This window comes from Paenibacillus konkukensis, assembly GCF_023523925.1.
In the GTDB taxonomy this organism is placed as follows: Bacteria; Bacillota; Bacilli; order Paenibacillales; family NBRC-103111; genus Paenibacillus_S; species Paenibacillus_S doosanensis.
In genome coordinates, this window is the sequence record NZ_CP027059.1 from 7,887,375 (window position 1) to 7,904,134 (window position 16,760).

Sequence of the window (16,760 nt, forward strand, 5' to 3'; positions counted from 1 at the left end):
GCCAAATCGAAGGAAGAGGAGAAGTGATATCTATGAATTCGGAAAAGATTTGGGAGCAGGTCGATCATTATATTACGGACCGTCTGATACCGCATGATCCGGTTCTGGAGCAGGCGCTTATATCCAACCAACAAGCCGATTTGCCGGCTTACGATGTGACACCGAACCAAGGAAAGCTGCTGCAGCTGTTCGTTCGGATGCAGGGTGCCAAACGTATTCTGGAAATCGGCACTTTGGGCGGATACAGTACAATCTGGATGGCCGGAGCATTGCCTGCCGACGGGCGTGTCGTCTCGCTGGAGCTGAATCCGCATCATGCCGAGGTGGCGAGGGCCAATCTGGCTTTTGCCGGACTGGAAGACAGGGTCGAGCTTCGCGTCGGAGATGCGCTGGAATCGCTGGATCGGCTCTATGCGGAGGGGGAAGCGCCGTTCGATTTGATTTTTATCGACGCCGACAAGCCGAGTAATCCGTCGTATTTGCAGTGGGCGCTGCGCTTCTCCCGCCCGGGGACGGTCATTGTCGGAGATAATGTGATCCGCGACGGGGAAGTGATCGACAAGCATAGCACCGACCCCCGCATCCAAGGGGTGCGAACGTTTTTCGATATGCTGGCCGACGAACCGAGGATTTCGGCTACGGCGATTCAAACGGTGGGCAGCAAAGGCTATGACGGTTTTATGATCGGGATCGTTAACGGCTGACCGCTTTTTGCAGCTTGCCAGCGGCGTTAAGAACATAGGAGATAACGGTTCGACATCATATCATCATATATTCCAGCTAATGGTTGCCGTGCAGGCAGCCATTTTTTGTTGTTTAGGAAATGATGCGCAGCCATATCCTGTGGAAATCCGGGGTCTCCCCCGAAAGGAAAGTCTACCCATAGAACGATCCCAGAGGAATGGTTAGACGCCGATCCAGCTTAGGCTGGATGCGGACGGAATAAGCTTCAGAGCATCACGTCACTACCCTGGAAATTACTCTTGGTACCCCATTTCCATTGTCTGTGGTGCCGCGTAGCGGCATGGATGGCTTTTGGGGATTTGTTCCTGTCGGGTTAAGGACGGGCGAGAACGGATCGTGAAATGTATGGATACAGGATTTGTTCAAGAGTCAGGCAAGCTCTGCGGGGAGCCTGCTTCAAGGGGAAAGAGGCTGCATGGCACAGCGCATCGCTCAATGAACCTATGGGCCAACATTTGCGCTACGAATAAGCAAGTCTACTCTATTGCCAAAACTATGGTACTATATACATAGGGCTTGCTGAACGACCAAAAAATCCAGTAACGACAAGGGTTTGATGCGCATTTCGTCGAATTCATATGCAAGGAAATCGTTTCAAAACGATGAAAAACCGTGCACATGGAGGATGACGATCATGTACCAACCGTACGCCCATGAGGAAAACCAGTTGTTGCTGCCGAGCGAGTTTTTCTTGCCATTCGGTGGCCGTCTAAATCCGGATAATCGCTGGATCAAGCTCGCACAGATGATCCCGTGGGCGCAGGTGGAGCACAAGTATGCAATGTCATTCAAGAAATCGTTCCGCGGCCAAAAGGCGATTTCGGTTCGGATGGCGCTGGGTGCCTTGATCATCCAGGAAAGACTGCAACAGTCCGATCGAGAGACGGTCGAGACGATCATCGAGAACCCGTATCTCCAATACTTCCTCGGCTTGGCGGGCTATCAGGATCGGCCGCCGTTTCATCATTCACTGATGACTCATTTCCGTAAGCGCCTCGGCGAAAAAGTGATCGCGGAAGTGAACGAATGGATCGCTGTAGAAGCTGCGAAGGCAGAACAGCAAGATGATGACGACGACATGAAGCCCTCGGCTTCCGGCGGTCGAGGCGGAAAGTGCAAACGCTCGAAGGCGGACCCTAACCAAGGAACGCTGCTGCTTGATGCGACCTGTGCGCCCGCCGACATCGCGTACCCGACGGATATCACGCTACTGAACGAGGCCCGCGACAAGCTGGAGACAATCATCGACGTGTTACATGCCCCGCATGTGGGACAACGTCCGAAACCGCGCACGTATCGGGAAAAAGCGCGCCGCTCGTATCTCGCACTCGCCAAGCAGCGCCGAATCGGCTATCGGGCGCTGCGCCGTGGAATCGGTAAGCAACTCGCCTTCATCAAACGCGACCTTCGCATCATTGAAGAATTAGCGAAGATCACGTCGCTCACAGCGCTGAGCAGACGGCAATACAAGCAGCTGCTTGTCATTCAGGAGTTGTATCGACAGCAACGACTGATGTATACGAAGCGAGTCCATCATGTGGAAGATCGCATCGTCAGCATTCATCAACCGCATATTCGTCCGATCGTTCGCGGGAAAGCAAAAGCGAAAGTCGAATTCGGGGCGAAGGTGTCCGTCAGCATGGTGCAGGGGTTCGCCTTCTTGGAACGCCGCCAATGGGACAACTTCAATGAAGGCGTCACCTTGATCGAATCGGTAGAGACGTACAAAGCTCGGTTCGGCGTGTACCCGAAAGAAGTGATGGCCGATCAGATCTACCGAAACCGGGAGAACCGCGCGTACTGTAAGGAGCGCGGCGTACGGCTCAGCGGACCTCCGCTCGGCCGACCTTCGAAGCAGGCGGACACGGCGGAGATGAAACGAATCGCCAAGCTGGATGCAGGCGAGCGCAATGCGATCGAAGGCAAGTTTGGCGAAGGAAAACGAAAATATGGGTTGAATCGAATCCGGGCGCGACTCGAGCAAACGAGCGGGGCCGTCATCGCCCTGCAGTTCCTCGTGATGAACCTAGAGCGCCGCTTGCGGCTTCTTTTCGTCTTCATGTTCAACATTATGCTGAATCGTATCGGCTACATTAGATTTGCTCTGTAAAGTTTCGTTCAGCAAGCCCTACATAAATATATAGATTAAGGAAGTGAACCGATGTCTTTTTCCATAATGAGCGCATTTTCTCAAATTATGTTTGTTTTGTACGCCTTATTTCTGCTGCTCGGGCTGTACTGCTTGTATTTATTTATCAAGCTGGCGACTAAAGGCATTGCGGCGCTGGATATTTATCTCGATGAAAAACGGAATGGAAGGCGGCCATGAACGGCCGTCATCCCGCGTTGTCCGATCGGGCTCTAAGATGGGCTGCCGATGCCCTACACCCTGAGGCGGAGGTGCTGTCGGTTCAACAGCTTCACGGCGGGATTTCTTCGTTAGTCCATGGGATAGAGCTAAGCTTCGGGGGGGCGAGGCGGCATGTCGTGCTGCGGCAGTTCGATAACGAGGAGTGGGTGCGGGAGCAGCCCGATCTCGCGCTTCGCGAAGCGGAGAGCTTGCTCCGGGCATCGCAGGCCGAAGGCGTGCAGACGCCGAGGCTTGTCGCCCGCGACGCAACCGGAAACGGCTGCGGCAGACCGGCGGTGCTGATGACGATGCTGGAAGGAAGCGTCGTCCTGGAACCGGCCGATACCGGCTGCTGGGTGGACGGCATGGCCGAAGCGCTGGCGCGGGTTCACAAGATCGAAGCCGGCGATTTCCGGTGGACGTTCGCCCCATATTGCGACGTTTCCTCTCTGGATACGTCGTCATGGTCGGCTATCCCCGACCAATGGCAGTCGGCGGCCGATTGGTTGGCACAATCCCGGCCTTCCTTCACGCCGCGCTTCATTCACCGGGATTATCATCCGGCTAATATACTATGGGATAACGGAGCAGTAAGCGGCATTGTCGATTGGGTTAACGGCTGCGTCGGCCCCGCCGGCATCGATGTCGGCCACTGCCGCGTGAATTTGGCCCAATTGCATGATGTAGAGACGGCGGACGCATTGTTGTCCTCATACCGGCGTTACGCCGGAGCGTCCTTCGATTACGACCCGTATTGGGACCTGGTCGCCATGATCGACTTCGCTTATTGGCCGCCGGAGGTATATGCCGGTTGGACGGCTCTAGGCGTCAGCGGCTTAACGAGAGAGATGATGTGCGAGCGGCTGGATCGTTACTTATTGAGCTTATTGGATCGCATTTCGCTGCATGATGGCGGAAGGAGGGGGTAAAGATGTATGCGCTCGGGAACAAGAACGGAAGAAGAACTGCACAGCAAGCTGGAGGAATTGACGAAACAAGTGGCCGAATTGAAAACATAAGGGAACGCTTAATAGCGTTGCCCAGGGCTTAACGGGAGAGAGGAATGGGAAGTATGGCGGCGCATAACGGAACGGTATTAGTGGCAAGTGTTTCGATCATTCAAGACGGCAAGATGCTCGTGATCCGGGAAGGCAAGCCTGCCGTAAGGTACCAATGGAATTTGCCGTCCGGAAGAATCGAACCGGGAGAAGACATTCCGGATGCCGCCCGCAGAGAAGCGAAGGAAGAGACAGGGTATGAGGTCGAGCTGACGGGTACGACGGGTATTTACCATTTTCAGGCGGCTTCCGGCGCGTATGTGATTTTATTCCATTTTACCGGTGAAATCATCGGCGGCTCTTTGCAGCTGGAAGAGGGGATGCTCGATTGCAAATGGATAACGGCTGCGGATTTGCTTGCTTCGGATTGCCGCGGATATCGCGAGCCTGCATTAATGAAGCAACTATGCGAAAGCCTTCTTCATGGAAAAATGCATTCATTGGATCTGTATTATCCTGTCATCAGGCAGGCTTAGCGGGGAGGCTCTCACATTTCGTTCAAACGGATCGGCCGCTCGATTTCGGCGTAATTTTCTTCAATATCTCTTGTAATGGATTCTAGAATATGCAGCGCTTCCTTCTGCTTCTGTTCATCCGCGATCGCTCGAATCAATGTTTGAAGATGATCGAGCCTTGTTTTGGTGACGAATCTCATTCTATCATCCCTTTGCTTTGTTGAGAGAGGCTGTGCGCCTTTCCGTACTATATCATTCGAATCGGACAAGCTCTTTGAGGGCCGGTTTCCTTGCGGAAGCCGGTCTTTTTGCCGTCGAATTCAATAATGGCTCATGGAACGCAGACAACCCGAATAAATTGAGTATAGGGACGGCCCGCGCAGCTCGCGTCAACACCCTTGGGGCGGAAGCGAAGGAGAGGTGTCACGACCATGAAACGAAACGTCATTATCGGTTTGCCGGCTTACAATGAAGGCCGCGTCTTGCCCGCTTTATTGGCAAAGCTGGAGGCGCTGAGACCGCTGCTGGACGATTCGATGCTCATCCTTGTCGTCGATGACGGGAGCACGGATCATACGGATGCGATTTTGCGGCAGTATTCCCATTATAACCCAGACATGGACTACATAACCCATACGATCAACCGCGGCTTGGGCGAAGCGGTCAATTCGCTGCTGCAGTATGCGGTATTCCGCTATGATCCCTCAGATATTCTCATTACGCTGGATGCGGACAATACGCATAGTCCCGGCATCATTCCCGATTTGATCGGCAAGCTTGTCGGCGAAGAGCTGGATGTGGTCATCGCTTCGCGTTTTGCTTCCGGCGGCCGCGAAGTCGGTTTGGCGCTGCACCGCAAGCTGCTGAGCCGGGGGGCGAGGCTGTTCTTCAGGCTGTTTTTTCCAATTGCGAATGTAAGCGACTACTCCAGCGGCTTTCGCTGCTACAGCATCGGTTTCCTGCAGAGAGCGATGACTCATTATGAGGGAAGCATCATTACGAGCGGCGGCTTCGAATGCATGGCCGAGATGATGGCGCGATTCAGTCAAATCGGCGTGAAGGCGGGGGAATATCCGCTCGTTCTCCAATACGATCTGAAGGAAACGAAGAGCAAGATGCGAATCGGCAGAACGATTCTCGGCTACTTGCGCTTACTTGGCAAAGTGAAGTTCCAAAAAAAATGGAGTAAAGGACATACGGTATGAAAATTTGGATGTTGATCGTCGCCTCGGTGCTGCTCGGTTCCGTAGGACAGGTTATATTAAAGCTCGGAGCGGGCAGATTAGGATCGTTCGGATTAACGGTTCAAACGATGCCTGCGGACATGGTTCGTTTGGCCAAAACGCCCGAAATTTGGATGGGCCTGCTGTTGTTCGGGGCAAGCTTTCTGCTCTGGGTCAAGGTGCTGACGCGAGCGGAGCTTAGCTACGCTTATCCGATGGCAGGGCTTGGCTATGTCAACGTAGCTCTGTTGTCTTACTTTTTATTCGGGGAAACGTTCACGTGGAATAAGCTGCTCGGCATAGCCATTATTGTGCTCGGCATTATGGTCATTAACAAGTGAGGGGGGAGAAGCCATTTCCGCCGAAAAAATGTCCCGCGTTAGCCGCGCGGTCGTTACTATACTGCTGCTTGCCTTCATTACGGCTATTCGCCTGCCTTACATCGCGAATTCTCCTTATGAATACGATTCGTGGCGGCAATCCGATACGGAATCGATCGCCTTGAATTTTATCGAGCACCGTATGAACATCTTTTTCCCGCAGCTTAATTACGACGGGCCGCTGCCGAACTACGTTCAGCTGGAATTTCAAATGACGACCTGGCTGATCGCTTGGCTGTATCGCTGGTTCGGGCATGACTATGCATTGGCGCGGGCGGTGCCTATCGGTTTTTTTGTCATGTCGGCGTATTTTTTGCTGCTTATTGCCAGGAGGTATGTTACGGATCGCACGGCATGGACGGCGGTGCTGCTCTACGGCATCATGCCGGTGACGATCCTGTATTCCAGAGCGATTATGCCGGAATCGGCGGCGCTGTGCTGTATGCTGGGAGCGTATTGGCTGTTCGTCAAAGGAGTGGAAGAGAGCAAACGGGGGCTGGTCGTGCTGTCGGGAGTATTCATGGCGCTGGCCATTGCGGAGAAAATCCCCGCCGTGTTCACAGGCATCCCGCTGATTGCCGTCGCAGTTCAAGCATACAAGCATCGTTTGTTTGTCCGTACGGAGCTATGGATTTTTGCAGCTATTGCGCTGGGGCTCCCGTTCCTTTATTTTCAGTGGTTAAGCACGGTGGCGGAATTTCCGTTTGTGACGGGTATCGCAACGAAGCATATTTGGCCACATTTGCTGGAAAGCTTCCGCTCGAACGAGGCGCTGGAATTTTTCCGTACGAATCTGCCCAGCACGTTCACTTGGTGCGGCATCGGATTATTCGTCATCGGGCTGTTATGCTTGGACTGGCGTCGGCATTGGTCTCTCGGCGTATGGGCGATCGCTATGCTGCTGGAGCTTGCCGTCATCGTGGCGACGATCCGGTTCGACTATTATTTGATTCTGACCGCTCCGGTAGCGGCGCTGCTCGGGGCGCAGGCGCTGGCGCGCATCGGCCGGTGGCGGGTAGGGAAGGCTGCCGCCGCCGCGGTCATTTTGGCGATAGGCTGCCAGAGCTATGCGATTGCCGTCCCTTTATTGCAGGGGCAGCAGACCGTGCTTATGCAGCAGGCCGCATGGGTTCAAAGGTATACGCCCAAGAATGCGCTGGTAGTCGTGGGTACGGACGATCCGTCATTGCTTAATGCCAGCCGCCGCATCGGCTGGAGAACGGGCTCATTGTTGCCCGACGATCCCGTGAAGGAACTGAATGCATTCATCGCGGACGGGGCGCGTTACTTTATTCCGCTACAAGGTCATATTGACGGAGACGACGGAAGGCTCGCCGCCTACTTGAACGAACGATTTCAACGCATTGAAATTCCGGGAGGCTACTCGATCTATAAGCTGCAGTAGCATAGTTGGAAAAAAGAGGGATTGGCGGGCGGAGGTAGAACATGTAAGGACGGGCTTCTCTGAAAGTCCGGTGAAAAAGTGGCCGGAGAGCCGATAGAGCGTTGGAACAGCATGAGCGGTCGCCTTTGCAGATGGATTTTCACCGCTTCAGCGATTCAATATGGAAAAAATTACCATAGACCACGGGCCACGAATCAATCGCCACACCCTCTAAGAAAGGGGGCTTAGCGTGGAAGATTCGGCTGCTTTTCAGCTGGAGGATCATATGCAGGTTCGGCAAATATCGCTCGGCGCGATGATTTTTTTCCTATGAACGGATAATCTGGCGAAGAAGCGGGGGGATGACCAATGGATAAGGACAAGCTGTTTCTAATTACGGAGCTGGAAGGGTTTGCGCCCGAAATCGGCCGGCTGGTCTCCATGATGAATTATGCGAGATATACGACATTGGCTACGGTGCAGGGGTTGTCGATGCGGCAGCTGGATTATGTGCATGATGCGAACAGCAATTCGATCGGAGATCTTCTGCTTCATATGGCTGCGGTAGAGCTGGGGTATCAGCTGGAAACATTTTACGGCCGCGAACCGAACGCAGAGGAAATCGAGAAATGGCAAGCTCCGTTTGATCTGGGAGATTTGGGACGCGAACAGATTCGGGGCAAAGAGCTGGAGTACTATCTCCATGAACTTAGCGAAATGCGCAAGGTGACATTGGAGGAGTTCAGACGTAGGGACGACAGCTGGCTCTACGAGGAGACGCCGTTCTGGCGAGATAAGCCGGCCAACAATTATTTCAAATGGTTTCATGTGTTCGAGGATGAAATAAACCATCGGGGGCAAATCCGGTGGCTGCGTCAAAGGGCCATACAATATGAACCGGAATAGGGGGGGCGTTGCCATGAACGCGATTCGCGCGGTGGTGCTGGATTTGGACGGCACGCTTCTGAATTCGGCAAAAGAAGTATCGGCGCGCAGCAGAAGGGCGGTGTTGGACTGCTGCGCCCGCGGATATGCTATCATCATCGCCACGGCCCGGCCGCCTCGCTCCGTCCGTGAGCTGTTGCCCCGCGAGCTGCAGCAGCTCGGTTATTGGATCTGTTATAACGGCGGAGTGGTGACCGATCGCGGCGCGGTTCCGCTGCATGTCGCATATATTCCGAACGATACCGTTCAATCCGTTTACCGGTATATGGAACTTCATGATAGAGGCAGTTATGTAACCTTCGAATCCGGCGATGAGATGTGGAGCTTCAGGGAGCTAAATGAAGGCGAAGAGAAAACGCTGGGCATTCCGGCAAGCGCTCCCAAACCGAGGGTGATGACGGAAGGGCATATGGCGGAGCGGCCTATAACGAAGCTGCTGATTTCTAACGGGAACGGTATCTATGAAGCGCTCGTCGGACAGTTCGGTTCGGAAGTGAATATGATCTTGACGGATAACCGGCAGCTGATCCAAATTATGCCCGTTTCCGTATCGAAGGCATACGGTTTGCGTATCGTGCTGGATCGGCTCGGAATTACCGCGGATCAGGCGATGGCGTTCGGTGACGATTACAATGATCTGGCGCTGTTCGAGCATTGCGGCTATCCGGTTGCGGTGGGCAACGCCGTCCGCGAGCTGCAAGCCGTCGCCCGTACGGTGACATTAACGAACGACGAAGACGGGGTTGCCGCCGTGCTGGAGCAGCTACCGGGACTAAGCGGTCTGTGTACCCCGGCGGGTTAACCGCAGACGTGTCATGCTGTGTTCGTGGCCTGCGGTCGATAGCGATTTAAGCGGGAAAAATCCGCCTACAAAGGCGTACGCTGACGTTTTTTCCAGATTCAATGACCCCTCCGCTCGTAATTCATCATGCTTCTGGTGCTCTGCCAGGACCCCCGGAAACTGCTGCTCGGCTCTCGCCGCATCTCATTGTCGACCCGTCATTCAAGCGCGTTTCGTTATCCTTGGATGGGGACGGCCTCACAGTCCGGTCGTTACCGAAATTCTGCGAGGTCCGCGCGCTTCCCGGTTGTTTTCGTCCGTTTCCGGCGGCAGCGGGATTGCCGTTAACCTCGCAATGTCTAAAGCATCCGATTGCTGCCCATAATGGATAGTAATACATAATGACTCATAGACAGACGGGAGGAACGGCCGATGCTATCCGTACACTGGAGACTGGCTGAGCTGTGGACGCTTCAACAAAAACGCAAGTTAACCGAGGATGAGGAGTCGGAAATGACGGCATGCTTGCATTACAATGCGATCTACGCGAGGAAGCTGTCCGGCTTGTACAATTTGTCGCTTGCTGCTTCCATGATCAACGACGCCGAATGGCAGCATGAAATTTGTCAACGGATCGAGAAGCTGGAAAGCCAAGGGGTATCCCCCGAATTTAAATAGACTTAATCACAACCGTACGCCGAACGCTCCGGACCGACTTGACTATGATAGCGGGAAAAACGTACAATCAAAATAAAAGGATCCCAAATCATGGAAGAAGGGGCTGATACGGTGAAGAAGACCGTCATTCAGTCGGTGATATTCTCGGTTATCGTCACCGTCTGCTACTATGCGGTACATATCGGAGCAGGCATGTACCAAACCATGACGTATGTTCCCGATATCGTGACGCGATATGAATCCGCTCATACGCTGCAAAGCGAGGTTTCCTTCGGCGTCTCGTCTTCGCTAACGGAAGCGCAGCGGGTTTTGCTGCTGGCGGCCGGGAGTATGCTGGTGTTTGCGGGAGGCAAACTGCTGTATCTTCGTATCAAAATGAGATAACCCCCGCGATATAAGTGGGGGTTATTTTGCCCGGACCTATCTGCCTTTCAGTTCATTTAAAATAGTTCTGAATGGGAATCGGCGGAACGACCAAGCAGTTCCTTTACAATGATACATGTCTAAAATTCTTTCACATCACAAGTTTGGAATGCCAGAACATTTATACAATTTCCCGGTATAGATGCTCTACATCCTTCAGCAGACCAGGTATCCAAGTCTCTGATTCAGGGATTATATCCGTACCTCCGTAAACAAGCCAACGCAATGTCTTAATCAGCCAACATAAACCGCCTGTTCGCAATTGCCAGTTCAGATGATCCATTTGAAGATCAGTTACTTCAAGGTATGCTGAAATCATTTCTTCTCTTGATAGATTACTCCAAGCGCGCGCTTCCGTAATCAAGCAATATAGGTCACCAAGATGAGGACTTAGATATGCTATGGACCAATCAATCGGCATTATCCCATTGTCTTGAATCAAAAGGTTCTTTGCATGATAATCATGATGCACTATTGAGGTTGGTACCATTCGATACAGTCTTTCTAAATGACGAGGCAACACCTTCTTGAGCTTCAATAAAACTTTGGTTTCTGCTAATTTTTTCGATTTCAACAGATCATTAAGCAGTTCCAGGAAGGTTTCCATTGAAACGGAGTAAGTGTCAATGACCTTCTTAGGGAGCCTTTCTAAGCTCGCAGTTGCGCTCACTCTTAGTCTTGCCAGTTCCCTTGACGCCTCAAGAAAATGAGCAGGTTGCGGTTGCTGTTCCAAATTGTTATCACCCGCATCCTCCATGATCATTACTCCGCTGTCCCTCAATTGAACAAATTCAAAAATCTGCGGGGCTTTGATTTGTAAAGGATGCACTAAATTTCGGTAAATCCCGGCCTCTCCCGCCATCTCATTCCCGCCCCATTTAATTATGCGTGTTTCACCTGTTGCGAACGTAACTCTGTAGACTTCTGAAAGAGCCCATTTCCTTAATAGAGTCCATTCTGCAACCTCATTCAGCAACGGAATCTTTGAACAATAATCTGAAAAACGTGTTGGAATCATTCCAGCAGTCCTCCCGCATCTTATTCTTACGATACACATTCTTACATATATGGTGAAAAAGATATAGACTTATAATTCTCCGTTTGGTACGATGTTGAATAAGGTCTTGGAAAATTTCAGGACTCTTTTTTATTTTTACGTAAACAGTGAAGGTCATACCGCAACGGATGGCCTTCAACTTGTCGGTTACAATAGCGAATCGATTTTGTTGATATGTTTCCGAAGGATACCTCTATATTGCGATACAAGTATTCCTTGACTGGAATATTCCTTTTGGGGTATATTTTGAACAGGGTTATACGGAGAAATGGAGGAATGGATATGACAGTGAATTCGGAAGGCAAGGAATTAGTTATAACACGTGTACTCCATGCGCCGCGCGAGCTTGTATTCAAAGCATGGTCCGAGGTCGAGCATTTGAAGCGATGGTGGGGACCGAAAGGATTTGAAATAAGTGTTGCGCAATTGGATTTCCGTCCGGGCGGTTTTTTCCACTACAACATGCAATCTCCTGATGGTAATCAAATGTGGGGTAAAGCTGGAAATACGCAATGCGGTAACCTTTAGCGAAAATAACGGTATTACCACTATGACCTTGCGCAGTGGGCCGATTAACGCAACCGAGGAAGAGAGAAGCTTTTTTGAAGGCATGCTCGAATCAATGCAGGAGGGCTTCGGAGGAACTTTCGATCAGCTCGAAGAATATTTGGCTATGCAGCATTGAAGCGGTAAAGAGTATTGTCACAGAACTCTAAAAGGACATATCCCCGGAGGCCAGGGTTACCGAAAGAGCAGGAGAGCGATATGACCGAAACAAGGATTGAAGAGCTTGCTAAATAAGAGACCCGTAAGTTTTTTCCGGGGTCAGATATACGCAGAGATGAGACGGTAAGAGAGCTTCTTGCAGAGATCTGAAAAATATGTTCGAATCCTGATTCAGCTTTTACCATGACATGATACAATTTATTCACCGAGGAGAGGTCATTATCGACTTCTCTTTCTTTTTGGACGGAAACAGTTATAAATAGCCCGCGAACTCAAGCGTAGTGATGGCGACTATCGGACGGCCTTTGCAAGCTACCAAAGTAAAATTACATATTTTGTCACGGAGTGTCATACCCTCGCTCTGACAACGATGAAAGATATGATCTTGGATTCCGGCTTTAAACTGAAATTTTTTCAACTTATGCTTCGTTTCCCTAGCATACTGTGGGCTTCCATGAAGGGCAGTGTTAAAACGTTCAATGCAAAAGTAGCGTACATAAGTGACGCTGATTCGAACTATTTTACGACACAAACAAGGCGTTTGCCGCTACTAGGTCAAGTGTCCCTACATAAGCTGATGAGAAAGGATTATGCCATGGACAGGGACGGTGTAAAGTGGATGACACAAAATCGGAAAAAGACAGGCACACGATTAACCGGAAGAATCGTATTTCCAGGCAATCCGTCATATAATGCGGCCAGAATGGAGTACAATAGGCGTTTTTCCAAGTTTCCAAAAGTCATTGTTTTTTGCAGACGAACTCAGGATGTGATCAACGCAGTCAAATGGGCTCGTGAGCATGGCGTACGGCTGCGAGCGCGCAGCGGGCGGCACAGCTATGAAGGCTTTTCGACCGTAAACGGCGGTATTATTATCGATGTAAGCGAGATGAATAAGATTAAGGTGGATCGGAAAAATAGGGTGGCCCTCGTACAGACGGGAAATCCACTTGCCCGTGTGTACAAAAAGCTGTGGGATAAGCGTGTAGCACTTCCGGCTGGGACTGCGCCCGACGTAGGCTTAGCCGGGCTTACCCTGGGAGGCGGCATTGGACTGCTGTCCCGCAAATATGGACTTACGTGCGATAACTTGAAGCAAGTGAAAATGGTCGTAGCCTCGGGACGGTATGGGGCAAAGACGATTGTGGCAAACAGGAGGAAACATGCCGATTTATTGTGGGCATCACGAGGTGGCGGGGGAGGAAACTTTGGCATTGCTACAGCCTATACTTTTCGGGTTAGACCGATTTCAACGGTTTCTATATACAGCGTCACCTGGAAATGGGGCGATTTGGAGAAGGTGTTACCGGTTTGGCAGCGCTGGGCCCCGTCTGTCACGAACCGCTTAACCTCAACCATCGAGGTGGCTGCCAAGCAGGTGGGAACAATTGAATCTACCGGGCAATTGCTCGGCAGTGCTAAGGAGCTGCGTCGATTGATTAAACCCCTCTTGCGAGCAGGCACTCCAGTGAAGGTGCTAGTGAAGACGGTGCCTTTTATTGAAGCAACCCAATTTTTTGCCGAATCGGACCTGAATTTAGAGCCGAAATTTAAAATAAGCGGGGCTTACGGGTTCCGCCCTTTGCCTCGTGAAGGAGTACGAATTATACGCGACTTTTTGTCCAAAGCGCCCAACAGGCATTCTACCGTGTGGAGTCAAAGCTTAGGTGGTGCAGGAAGCGCGGTGAGCCTGGTATCGCCTACTGCAACGGCTTATCCTCATCGGAAAGCTGAGACCATCTACGAACTGTCGGCACGCTGGAGGAACAACGGGGAGCAGAGGCGGAATATTCAGTGGGTGAAAAGGTTCCGCAGAGCGTTACGTCCCTTTGTTAAGGGGGATTATGTGAACTTTCCCGATGTGCAGATTAAGAACTGGCCCAAGGCGTATTATGGCGTGAACTTTGGCAGGCTGAAGCAGGTGAAACGAAAGTATGATCCTCATAATGTGTTTCGTTTTGCTCAGAGTATTCCAGTGGGGAAACGGGGCAGAAAAGGATAATACTCGCACCAGTAGTTGAAGCGACGGGGCTGACGGCGGCACTCCCTTGTGGTGATCCCTGCCATAAGTGACGGCGGAATTTTAGGTGAGAAACCCGCAGGAGTCTGCGTTGACTATTGCTAATACGTTGCTCGACGCTTTCAGAAGAGGCAGCGCAAAATCTCTTGGCAAAGCCTCGGTTGCTAAGCGCCGAGCTTCGGTCATGGCATGGTGGTTCTCTAGAAGGGTGGTGAAAAAGTCCGCTGCGGCGTCCATTTGATCCTCCAATCGCTGTTGAAGACGGATTCTTTGGATTGTTTTTTCGTTTTTCTGTGGAGAGAATCCGTGTTCAAAGGCGAACGCTTACGCTTTTCCAGATTCACCAGGCTTCTAGGAGTCTGTCCGACGGAGTTACTTTTGTAGGTCCCTTCGGAGTAAGACTCGGTTTTCAAATGATTTTTCATCACGATTTGAGTATAATCACTGTGTCTTTCTTTGCCTTTGTGGGAGTTACGCCGCTTTTTTACGTTTTTGGGCAGACCTCTCCCGTTTATACACCGTGGATGGTTTGGGATATCTGGCAGAATGAAGCTTTCTTAAATTATAGCTTAAAGCCAAAAGGACGAACTCACCCTCAACCTTATCTTCGCCACGGAGGTGAAACTGACGAAAGCCCTGACATTCTTTCATTTGCCCCCACGCGGGTTCCACGATGGCTTTACGTAACCGGTAAATGTCTTTACCGGCATCGCTTTGCACTTTGGTTCTCATGGCTTCTCGGATCGGATCGCCTTCATTGCGTTTGACCCTTCGTTTACCGGATCCGGACTTAACGCAGTCCTTTTGAAACGGGCAGGTCAGGCAGGCATCGCTCATATACACCCATTGAGTCGCTTTTTGAGGATCCTTTTCATAGTATGTGTACTTGTGGATCAGCGTTTGTCCCGCTGGGCACACATAGGTATCCGTTTCCGGGATATACGTAAAGTTGGTTTTATCGTACGGATTCCCGTGCGGCTTGTTTTCACGGGTTGCCGCGATGTAGGCGTCGGTCTCGGCCTTCGTCGCCGCCTGAATGTTGTCCGCACTAAAGTACCCTGCGTCCGCACTCACTTTCTCGGGCACCTTTCCCGTTATGTTGCGGATGGAACCGAGCACCGGCTGGAATTGGTGTTGGTCGCTGCTGCTAGGGTTCATCTGCAGTCCGACGATGAATCCCTGATCCGCATCTACGGCAATTTGCGGATTATATCCTTGGATGACGCCTTGGGTTTTCGTATCCATGATTTGGGAATCTGGATCGGTAAAGTTGAATTGATCTTTGTCCGGTGTCTTCGATTCCTCTACCGGTTTGCGAGTTTCCAACTGTCTGAGCGCCTCTCTGATTTTTTCAAGTCGGGATTGGCGATTGGTCACCGATTCCGGCAACAGCGAAAGGGGCTCTTCGTTCTCTTGGTCGTCTATCTGGCCGGCTTGCTCGAGAGCTTCGCGGATTTCCTTTTCCAGACGCTCGATTTCCTGGTTCATCCGATCTCGCGACATCGACTTATGCTTCGATGCATGGGCTTTCAGCTTCGAACCATCGATGCTGACATGACCGAGGGACACGTACCCTAGCTGTATGGCGATGTGTACCACTTGTTTGAAAAGTCCCGGTAATGATTCGAGGTGATCCTTTCGAAAATCGCTGAGCGTACGGAAATCCGGTCGATGGCCGCCACATAGCCAACGAAAAGGAATATTTTCATCCATAGCCTGACGAAGGGTCCGGGAGGTGAACACACCCGTAGCATAGCCATAGAACCATAACTTCAAAAGCATGGCGGGGTGATAGGCTTCTTCTCCGCGATGGGAATACCGATTTGTCATGACCGTGAGATCCAACTGATCCACGATGTCGCTAACAAGCCGCACTAAATGATCTTCAGGGATCCAATCGCTCAAATACATCGGAAACAATTCACCTTGTTCCGTGGAGTAAGATTTAAATTTTGCCATAAACCACACACCCTTTTTTACCAGATAAACAGATTACAGTTAAGTTTCGCGACGAAACTATGCTTTTCCTGTTTCGTCGGACAGACTCCTAGGCCGTGTTTGTTTGTAATTTGCTCGCTTTGGTTGGGCCGGCCCTTACCCTTGGTGATCAAGTCGCGAAGGCTGCCGCTTATGTAGATGCCCCAGGAGTCCGTACAGACGGCGTAGCACTCGTACTCGGGAACGAGGCCTATGTGCGTAAAACGAACTTCCGTTTTGCCGTCTTTCTTGTCGATTTCAAAGACAATGTCGGTATCCTTCCACTCGTTCTTGTCTTTTACGAAGTTAAAGTAGTTGTCTGTAATGTGCCAAACGACCTTTTTACCTGGAACAAGCTCGGTGATTTGGATGGTGCAGCGGTGAATATCTTGATAGTGGTGCTTAAATTCACCGAGTTCGTCGGTAGTGCCCTCAATTTCCTCTGACCACCATCCGCGGACGTTATTGATGGCAGCGAAGACTTCTTCAGGGCTTTGGTCTACCATAAAAAAAGTGCTGTAACTTTGATTCATACAAATCATCTCCCTACGTTCATTGT

20 protein-coding genes are annotated in these 16,760 nt (G+C 51.3%); 15 read left to right on the forward strand and 5 right to left on the reverse strand.

The window, feature by feature from the left end:
• Positions 1–32 precede the first annotated feature (32 nt).
• The 5 genes from SK3146_RS34535 to SK3146_RS34555 all read left to right on the forward strand — a co-directional run bounded on the left by SK3146_RS34535 (position 33) and on the right by SK3146_RS34555 (position 4,628).
• Positions 33–704 (forward strand): O-methyltransferase, encoded by a 672-nt coding sequence (locus SK3146_RS34535; protein WP_249863049.1) that lies wholly within the window; start codon positions 33–35, stop codon positions 702–704.
• Between the two features lie 674 nt (positions 705–1,378).
• A complete protein-coding gene (locus tag SK3146_RS34540) occupies positions 1,379–2,854 on the forward strand; it encodes an IS5 family transposase (protein WP_249862892.1) in 1,476 nt (491 codons plus the stop codon).
• 51 nt (positions 2,855–2,905) lie between these two features.
• Positions 2,906–3,073, forward strand: coding sequence for a hypothetical protein (locus SK3146_RS34545; protein ID WP_249863050.1), 168 nt, complete (start codon positions 2,906–2,908; stop codon positions 3,071–3,073).
• A complete protein-coding gene (locus SK3146_RS34550; protein WP_249863051.1) occupies positions 3,070–4,023 on the forward strand; it encodes a phosphotransferase family protein in 954 nt (317 codons plus the stop codon). The genes SK3146_RS34545 and SK3146_RS34550 overlap by 4 nt, the downstream gene beginning before the upstream one ends.
• A gap of 134 nt (positions 4,024–4,157) precedes the next feature.
• Positions 4,158–4,628, forward strand: coding sequence for an NUDIX domain-containing protein (locus SK3146_RS34555; RefSeq protein ID WP_249863052.1), 471 nt, complete (start codon positions 4,158–4,160; stop codon positions 4,626–4,628).
• An 11-nt stretch (positions 4,629–4,639) separates the two neighbouring features.
• On the opposite strand, the gene SK3146_RS34560 is transcribed toward SK3146_RS34555, so the two are convergent.
• Positions 4,640–4,807 (reverse strand): hypothetical protein, encoded by a 168-nt coding sequence (locus SK3146_RS34560; RefSeq protein ID WP_249863053.1) that lies wholly within the window; start codon positions 4,805–4,807, stop codon positions 4,640–4,642.
• A 231-nt stretch (positions 4,808–5,038) separates the two neighbouring features.
• Here SK3146_RS34560 and SK3146_RS34565 point away from each other — a divergent pair, with 231 nt between their 5' ends.
• The 7 genes from SK3146_RS34565 to SK3146_RS34595 all read left to right on the forward strand — a co-directional run bounded on the left by SK3146_RS34565 (position 5,039) and on the right by SK3146_RS34595 (position 10,382).
• The gene (locus SK3146_RS34565) at positions 5,039–5,812 is read left to right on the forward strand and encodes a glycosyltransferase (protein WP_249863054.1); all 774 of its coding nucleotides are present in this window, start codon (positions 5,039–5,041) and stop codon (positions 5,810–5,812) included.
• Positions 5,809–6,171, forward strand: coding sequence for an SMR family transporter (locus SK3146_RS34570; RefSeq protein ID WP_249863055.1), 363 nt, complete (start codon positions 5,809–5,811; stop codon positions 6,169–6,171). The genes SK3146_RS34565 and SK3146_RS34570 overlap by 4 nt, the downstream gene beginning before the upstream one ends.
• A 28-nt stretch (positions 6,172–6,199) precedes the next feature.
• Entirely contained in the window at positions 6,200–7,615 is a 1,416-nt protein-coding gene (locus SK3146_RS34575; RefSeq protein ID WP_249863056.1) for an ArnT family glycosyltransferase, read from the forward strand.
• 348 nt (positions 7,616–7,963) lie between these two features.
• Positions 7,964–8,500 (forward strand): DinB family protein, encoded by a 537-nt coding sequence (locus SK3146_RS34580; RefSeq protein ID WP_249863057.1) that lies wholly within the window; start codon positions 7,964–7,966, stop codon positions 8,498–8,500.
• A gap of 13 nt (positions 8,501–8,513) precedes the next feature.
• Positions 8,514–9,341, forward strand: coding sequence for an HAD family hydrolase (locus tag SK3146_RS34585; protein WP_249863058.1), 828 nt, complete (start codon positions 8,514–8,516; stop codon positions 9,339–9,341).
• Between the two features lie 411 nt (positions 9,342–9,752).
• Entirely contained in the window at positions 9,753–9,998 is a 246-nt protein-coding gene (locus SK3146_RS34590; protein ID WP_249863059.1) for a DUF7667 family protein, read from the forward strand.
• A 90-nt stretch (positions 9,999–10,088) separates the two neighbouring features.
• A complete protein-coding gene (locus SK3146_RS34595; RefSeq protein WP_249863060.1) occupies positions 10,089–10,382 on the forward strand; it encodes a hypothetical protein in 294 nt (97 codons plus the stop codon).
• Positions 10,383–10,542: 160 nt separating this feature from the next.
• Here the strand turns inward: SK3146_RS34595 and SK3146_RS34600 are convergent, their stop codons facing one another.
• Positions 10,543–11,439, reverse strand: coding sequence for a phosphotransferase (locus SK3146_RS34600; protein ID WP_249863061.1), 897 nt, complete (start codon positions 11,437–11,439; stop codon positions 10,543–10,545).
• 315 nt (positions 11,440–11,754) lie between these two features.
• On the opposite strand from SK3146_RS34600, the gene SK3146_RS35215 reads away from it, so the two are divergent.
• The 3 genes from SK3146_RS35215 to SK3146_RS34610 all read left to right on the forward strand — a co-directional run bounded on the left by SK3146_RS35215 (position 11,755) and on the right by SK3146_RS34610 (position 14,206).
• Entirely contained in the window at positions 11,755–12,006 is a 252-nt protein-coding gene (locus tag SK3146_RS35215) for an SRPBCC domain-containing protein (protein WP_349655179.1), read from the forward strand.
• 22 nt (positions 12,007–12,028) lie between these two features.
• Positions 12,029–12,163: a hypothetical protein gene (locus tag SK3146_RS35220; RefSeq protein WP_349655180.1), complete on the forward strand. Its 135-nt coding sequence runs from the start codon at positions 12,029–12,031 to the stop codon at positions 12,161–12,163.
• Positions 12,164–12,823: 660 nt separating this feature from the next.
• Positions 12,824–14,206, forward strand: a complete 1,383-nt coding sequence (locus tag SK3146_RS34610) for an FAD-binding oxidoreductase (protein ID WP_249866530.1) — start codon at positions 12,824–12,826, stop codon at positions 14,204–14,206.
• A gap of 81 nt (positions 14,207–14,287) precedes the next feature.
• On the opposite strand, the gene SK3146_RS34615 is transcribed toward SK3146_RS34610, so the two are convergent.
• The 3 genes from SK3146_RS34615 to SK3146_RS34625 all read right to left on the reverse strand — a co-directional run bounded on the left by SK3146_RS34615 (position 14,288) and on the right by SK3146_RS34625 (position 16,734).
• Positions 14,288–14,473 carry a hypothetical protein gene (locus tag SK3146_RS34615; RefSeq protein ID WP_249863062.1) on the reverse strand — a complete coding sequence of 62 codons (186 nt, stop codon included), beginning with the start codon at positions 14,471–14,473 and terminating at the stop codon, positions 14,288–14,290.
• Between the two features lie 222 nt (positions 14,474–14,695).
• On the reverse strand, positions 14,696–16,183 hold the full coding sequence (locus SK3146_RS34620; protein ID WP_249863063.1) for an IS1182 family transposase: 1,488 nt from the start codon (positions 16,181–16,183) through the stop codon (positions 14,696–14,698).
• Positions 16,184–16,200: 17 nt separating this feature from the next.
• The gene (locus SK3146_RS34625) at positions 16,201–16,734 is read right to left on the reverse strand and encodes an SRPBCC family protein (protein WP_249863064.1); all 534 of its coding nucleotides are present in this window, start codon (positions 16,732–16,734) and stop codon (positions 16,201–16,203) included.
• Positions 16,735–16,760 lie beyond the last annotated feature (26 nt).

Excerpts from the sequence above, each read along its gene's own strand:
- SK3146_RS34535 (WP_249863049.1), top strand. The coding sequence starts at position 33 with ATGAATTCGGAAAAGATTTGGGAGCAGGTCGATCATTATATTACGGAC.
- SK3146_RS34540 (WP_249862892.1), top strand. The coding sequence starts at position 1,379 with ATGTACCAACCGTACGCCCATGAGGAAAACCAGTTGTTGCTGCCGAGC.
- SK3146_RS34545 (WP_249863050.1), top strand. The coding sequence starts at position 2,906 with ATGTCTTTTTCCATAATGAGCGCATTTTCTCAAATTATGTTTGTTTTG.
- SK3146_RS34550 (WP_249863051.1), top strand. The coding sequence starts at position 3,070 with ATGAACGGCCGTCATCCCGCGTTGTCCGATCGGGCTCTAAGATGGGCT.
- SK3146_RS34555 (WP_249863052.1), top strand. The coding sequence starts at position 4,158 with ATGGGAAGTATGGCGGCGCATAACGGAACGGTATTAGTGGCAAGTGTT.
- SK3146_RS34560 (WP_249863053.1), bottom strand. The coding sequence starts at position 4,807 with ATGAGATTCGTCACCAAAACAAGGCTCGATCATCTTCAAACATTGATT.
- SK3146_RS34565 (WP_249863054.1), top strand. The coding sequence starts at position 5,039 with ATGAAACGAAACGTCATTATCGGTTTGCCGGCTTACAATGAAGGCCGC.
- SK3146_RS34570 (WP_249863055.1), top strand. The coding sequence starts at position 5,809 with ATGAAAATTTGGATGTTGATCGTCGCCTCGGTGCTGCTCGGTTCCGTA.
- SK3146_RS34575 (WP_249863056.1), top strand. The coding sequence starts at position 6,200 with ATGTCCCGCGTTAGCCGCGCGGTCGTTACTATACTGCTGCTTGCCTTC.
- SK3146_RS34580 (WP_249863057.1), top strand. The coding sequence starts at position 7,964 with ATGGATAAGGACAAGCTGTTTCTAATTACGGAGCTGGAAGGGTTTGCG.
- SK3146_RS34585 (WP_249863058.1), top strand. The coding sequence starts at position 8,514 with ATGAACGCGATTCGCGCGGTGGTGCTGGATTTGGACGGCACGCTTCTG.
- SK3146_RS34590 (WP_249863059.1), top strand. The coding sequence starts at position 9,753 with ATGCTATCCGTACACTGGAGACTGGCTGAGCTGTGGACGCTTCAACAA.
- SK3146_RS34595 (WP_249863060.1), top strand. The coding sequence starts at position 10,089 with ATGGAAGAAGGGGCTGATACGGTGAAGAAGACCGTCATTCAGTCGGTG.
- SK3146_RS34600 (WP_249863061.1), bottom strand. The coding sequence starts at position 11,439 with ATGATTCCAACACGTTTTTCAGATTATTGTTCAAAGATTCCGTTGCTG.
- SK3146_RS35215 (WP_349655179.1), top strand. The coding sequence starts at position 11,755 with ATGGATATGACAGTGAATTCGGAAGGCAAGGAATTAGTTATAACACGT.
- SK3146_RS35220 (WP_349655180.1), top strand. The coding sequence starts at position 12,029 with ATGACCTTGCGCAGTGGGCCGATTAACGCAACCGAGGAAGAGAGAAGC.
- SK3146_RS34610 (WP_249866530.1), top strand. The coding sequence starts at position 12,824 with ATGACACAAAATCGGAAAAAGACAGGCACACGATTAACCGGAAGAATC.
- SK3146_RS34620 (WP_249863063.1), bottom strand. The coding sequence starts at position 16,183 with ATGGCAAAATTTAAATCTTACTCCACGGAACAAGGTGAATTGTTTCCG.
- SK3146_RS34625 (WP_249863064.1), bottom strand. The coding sequence starts at position 16,734 with ATGAATCAAAGTTACAGCACTTTTTTTATGGTAGACCAAAGCCCTGAA.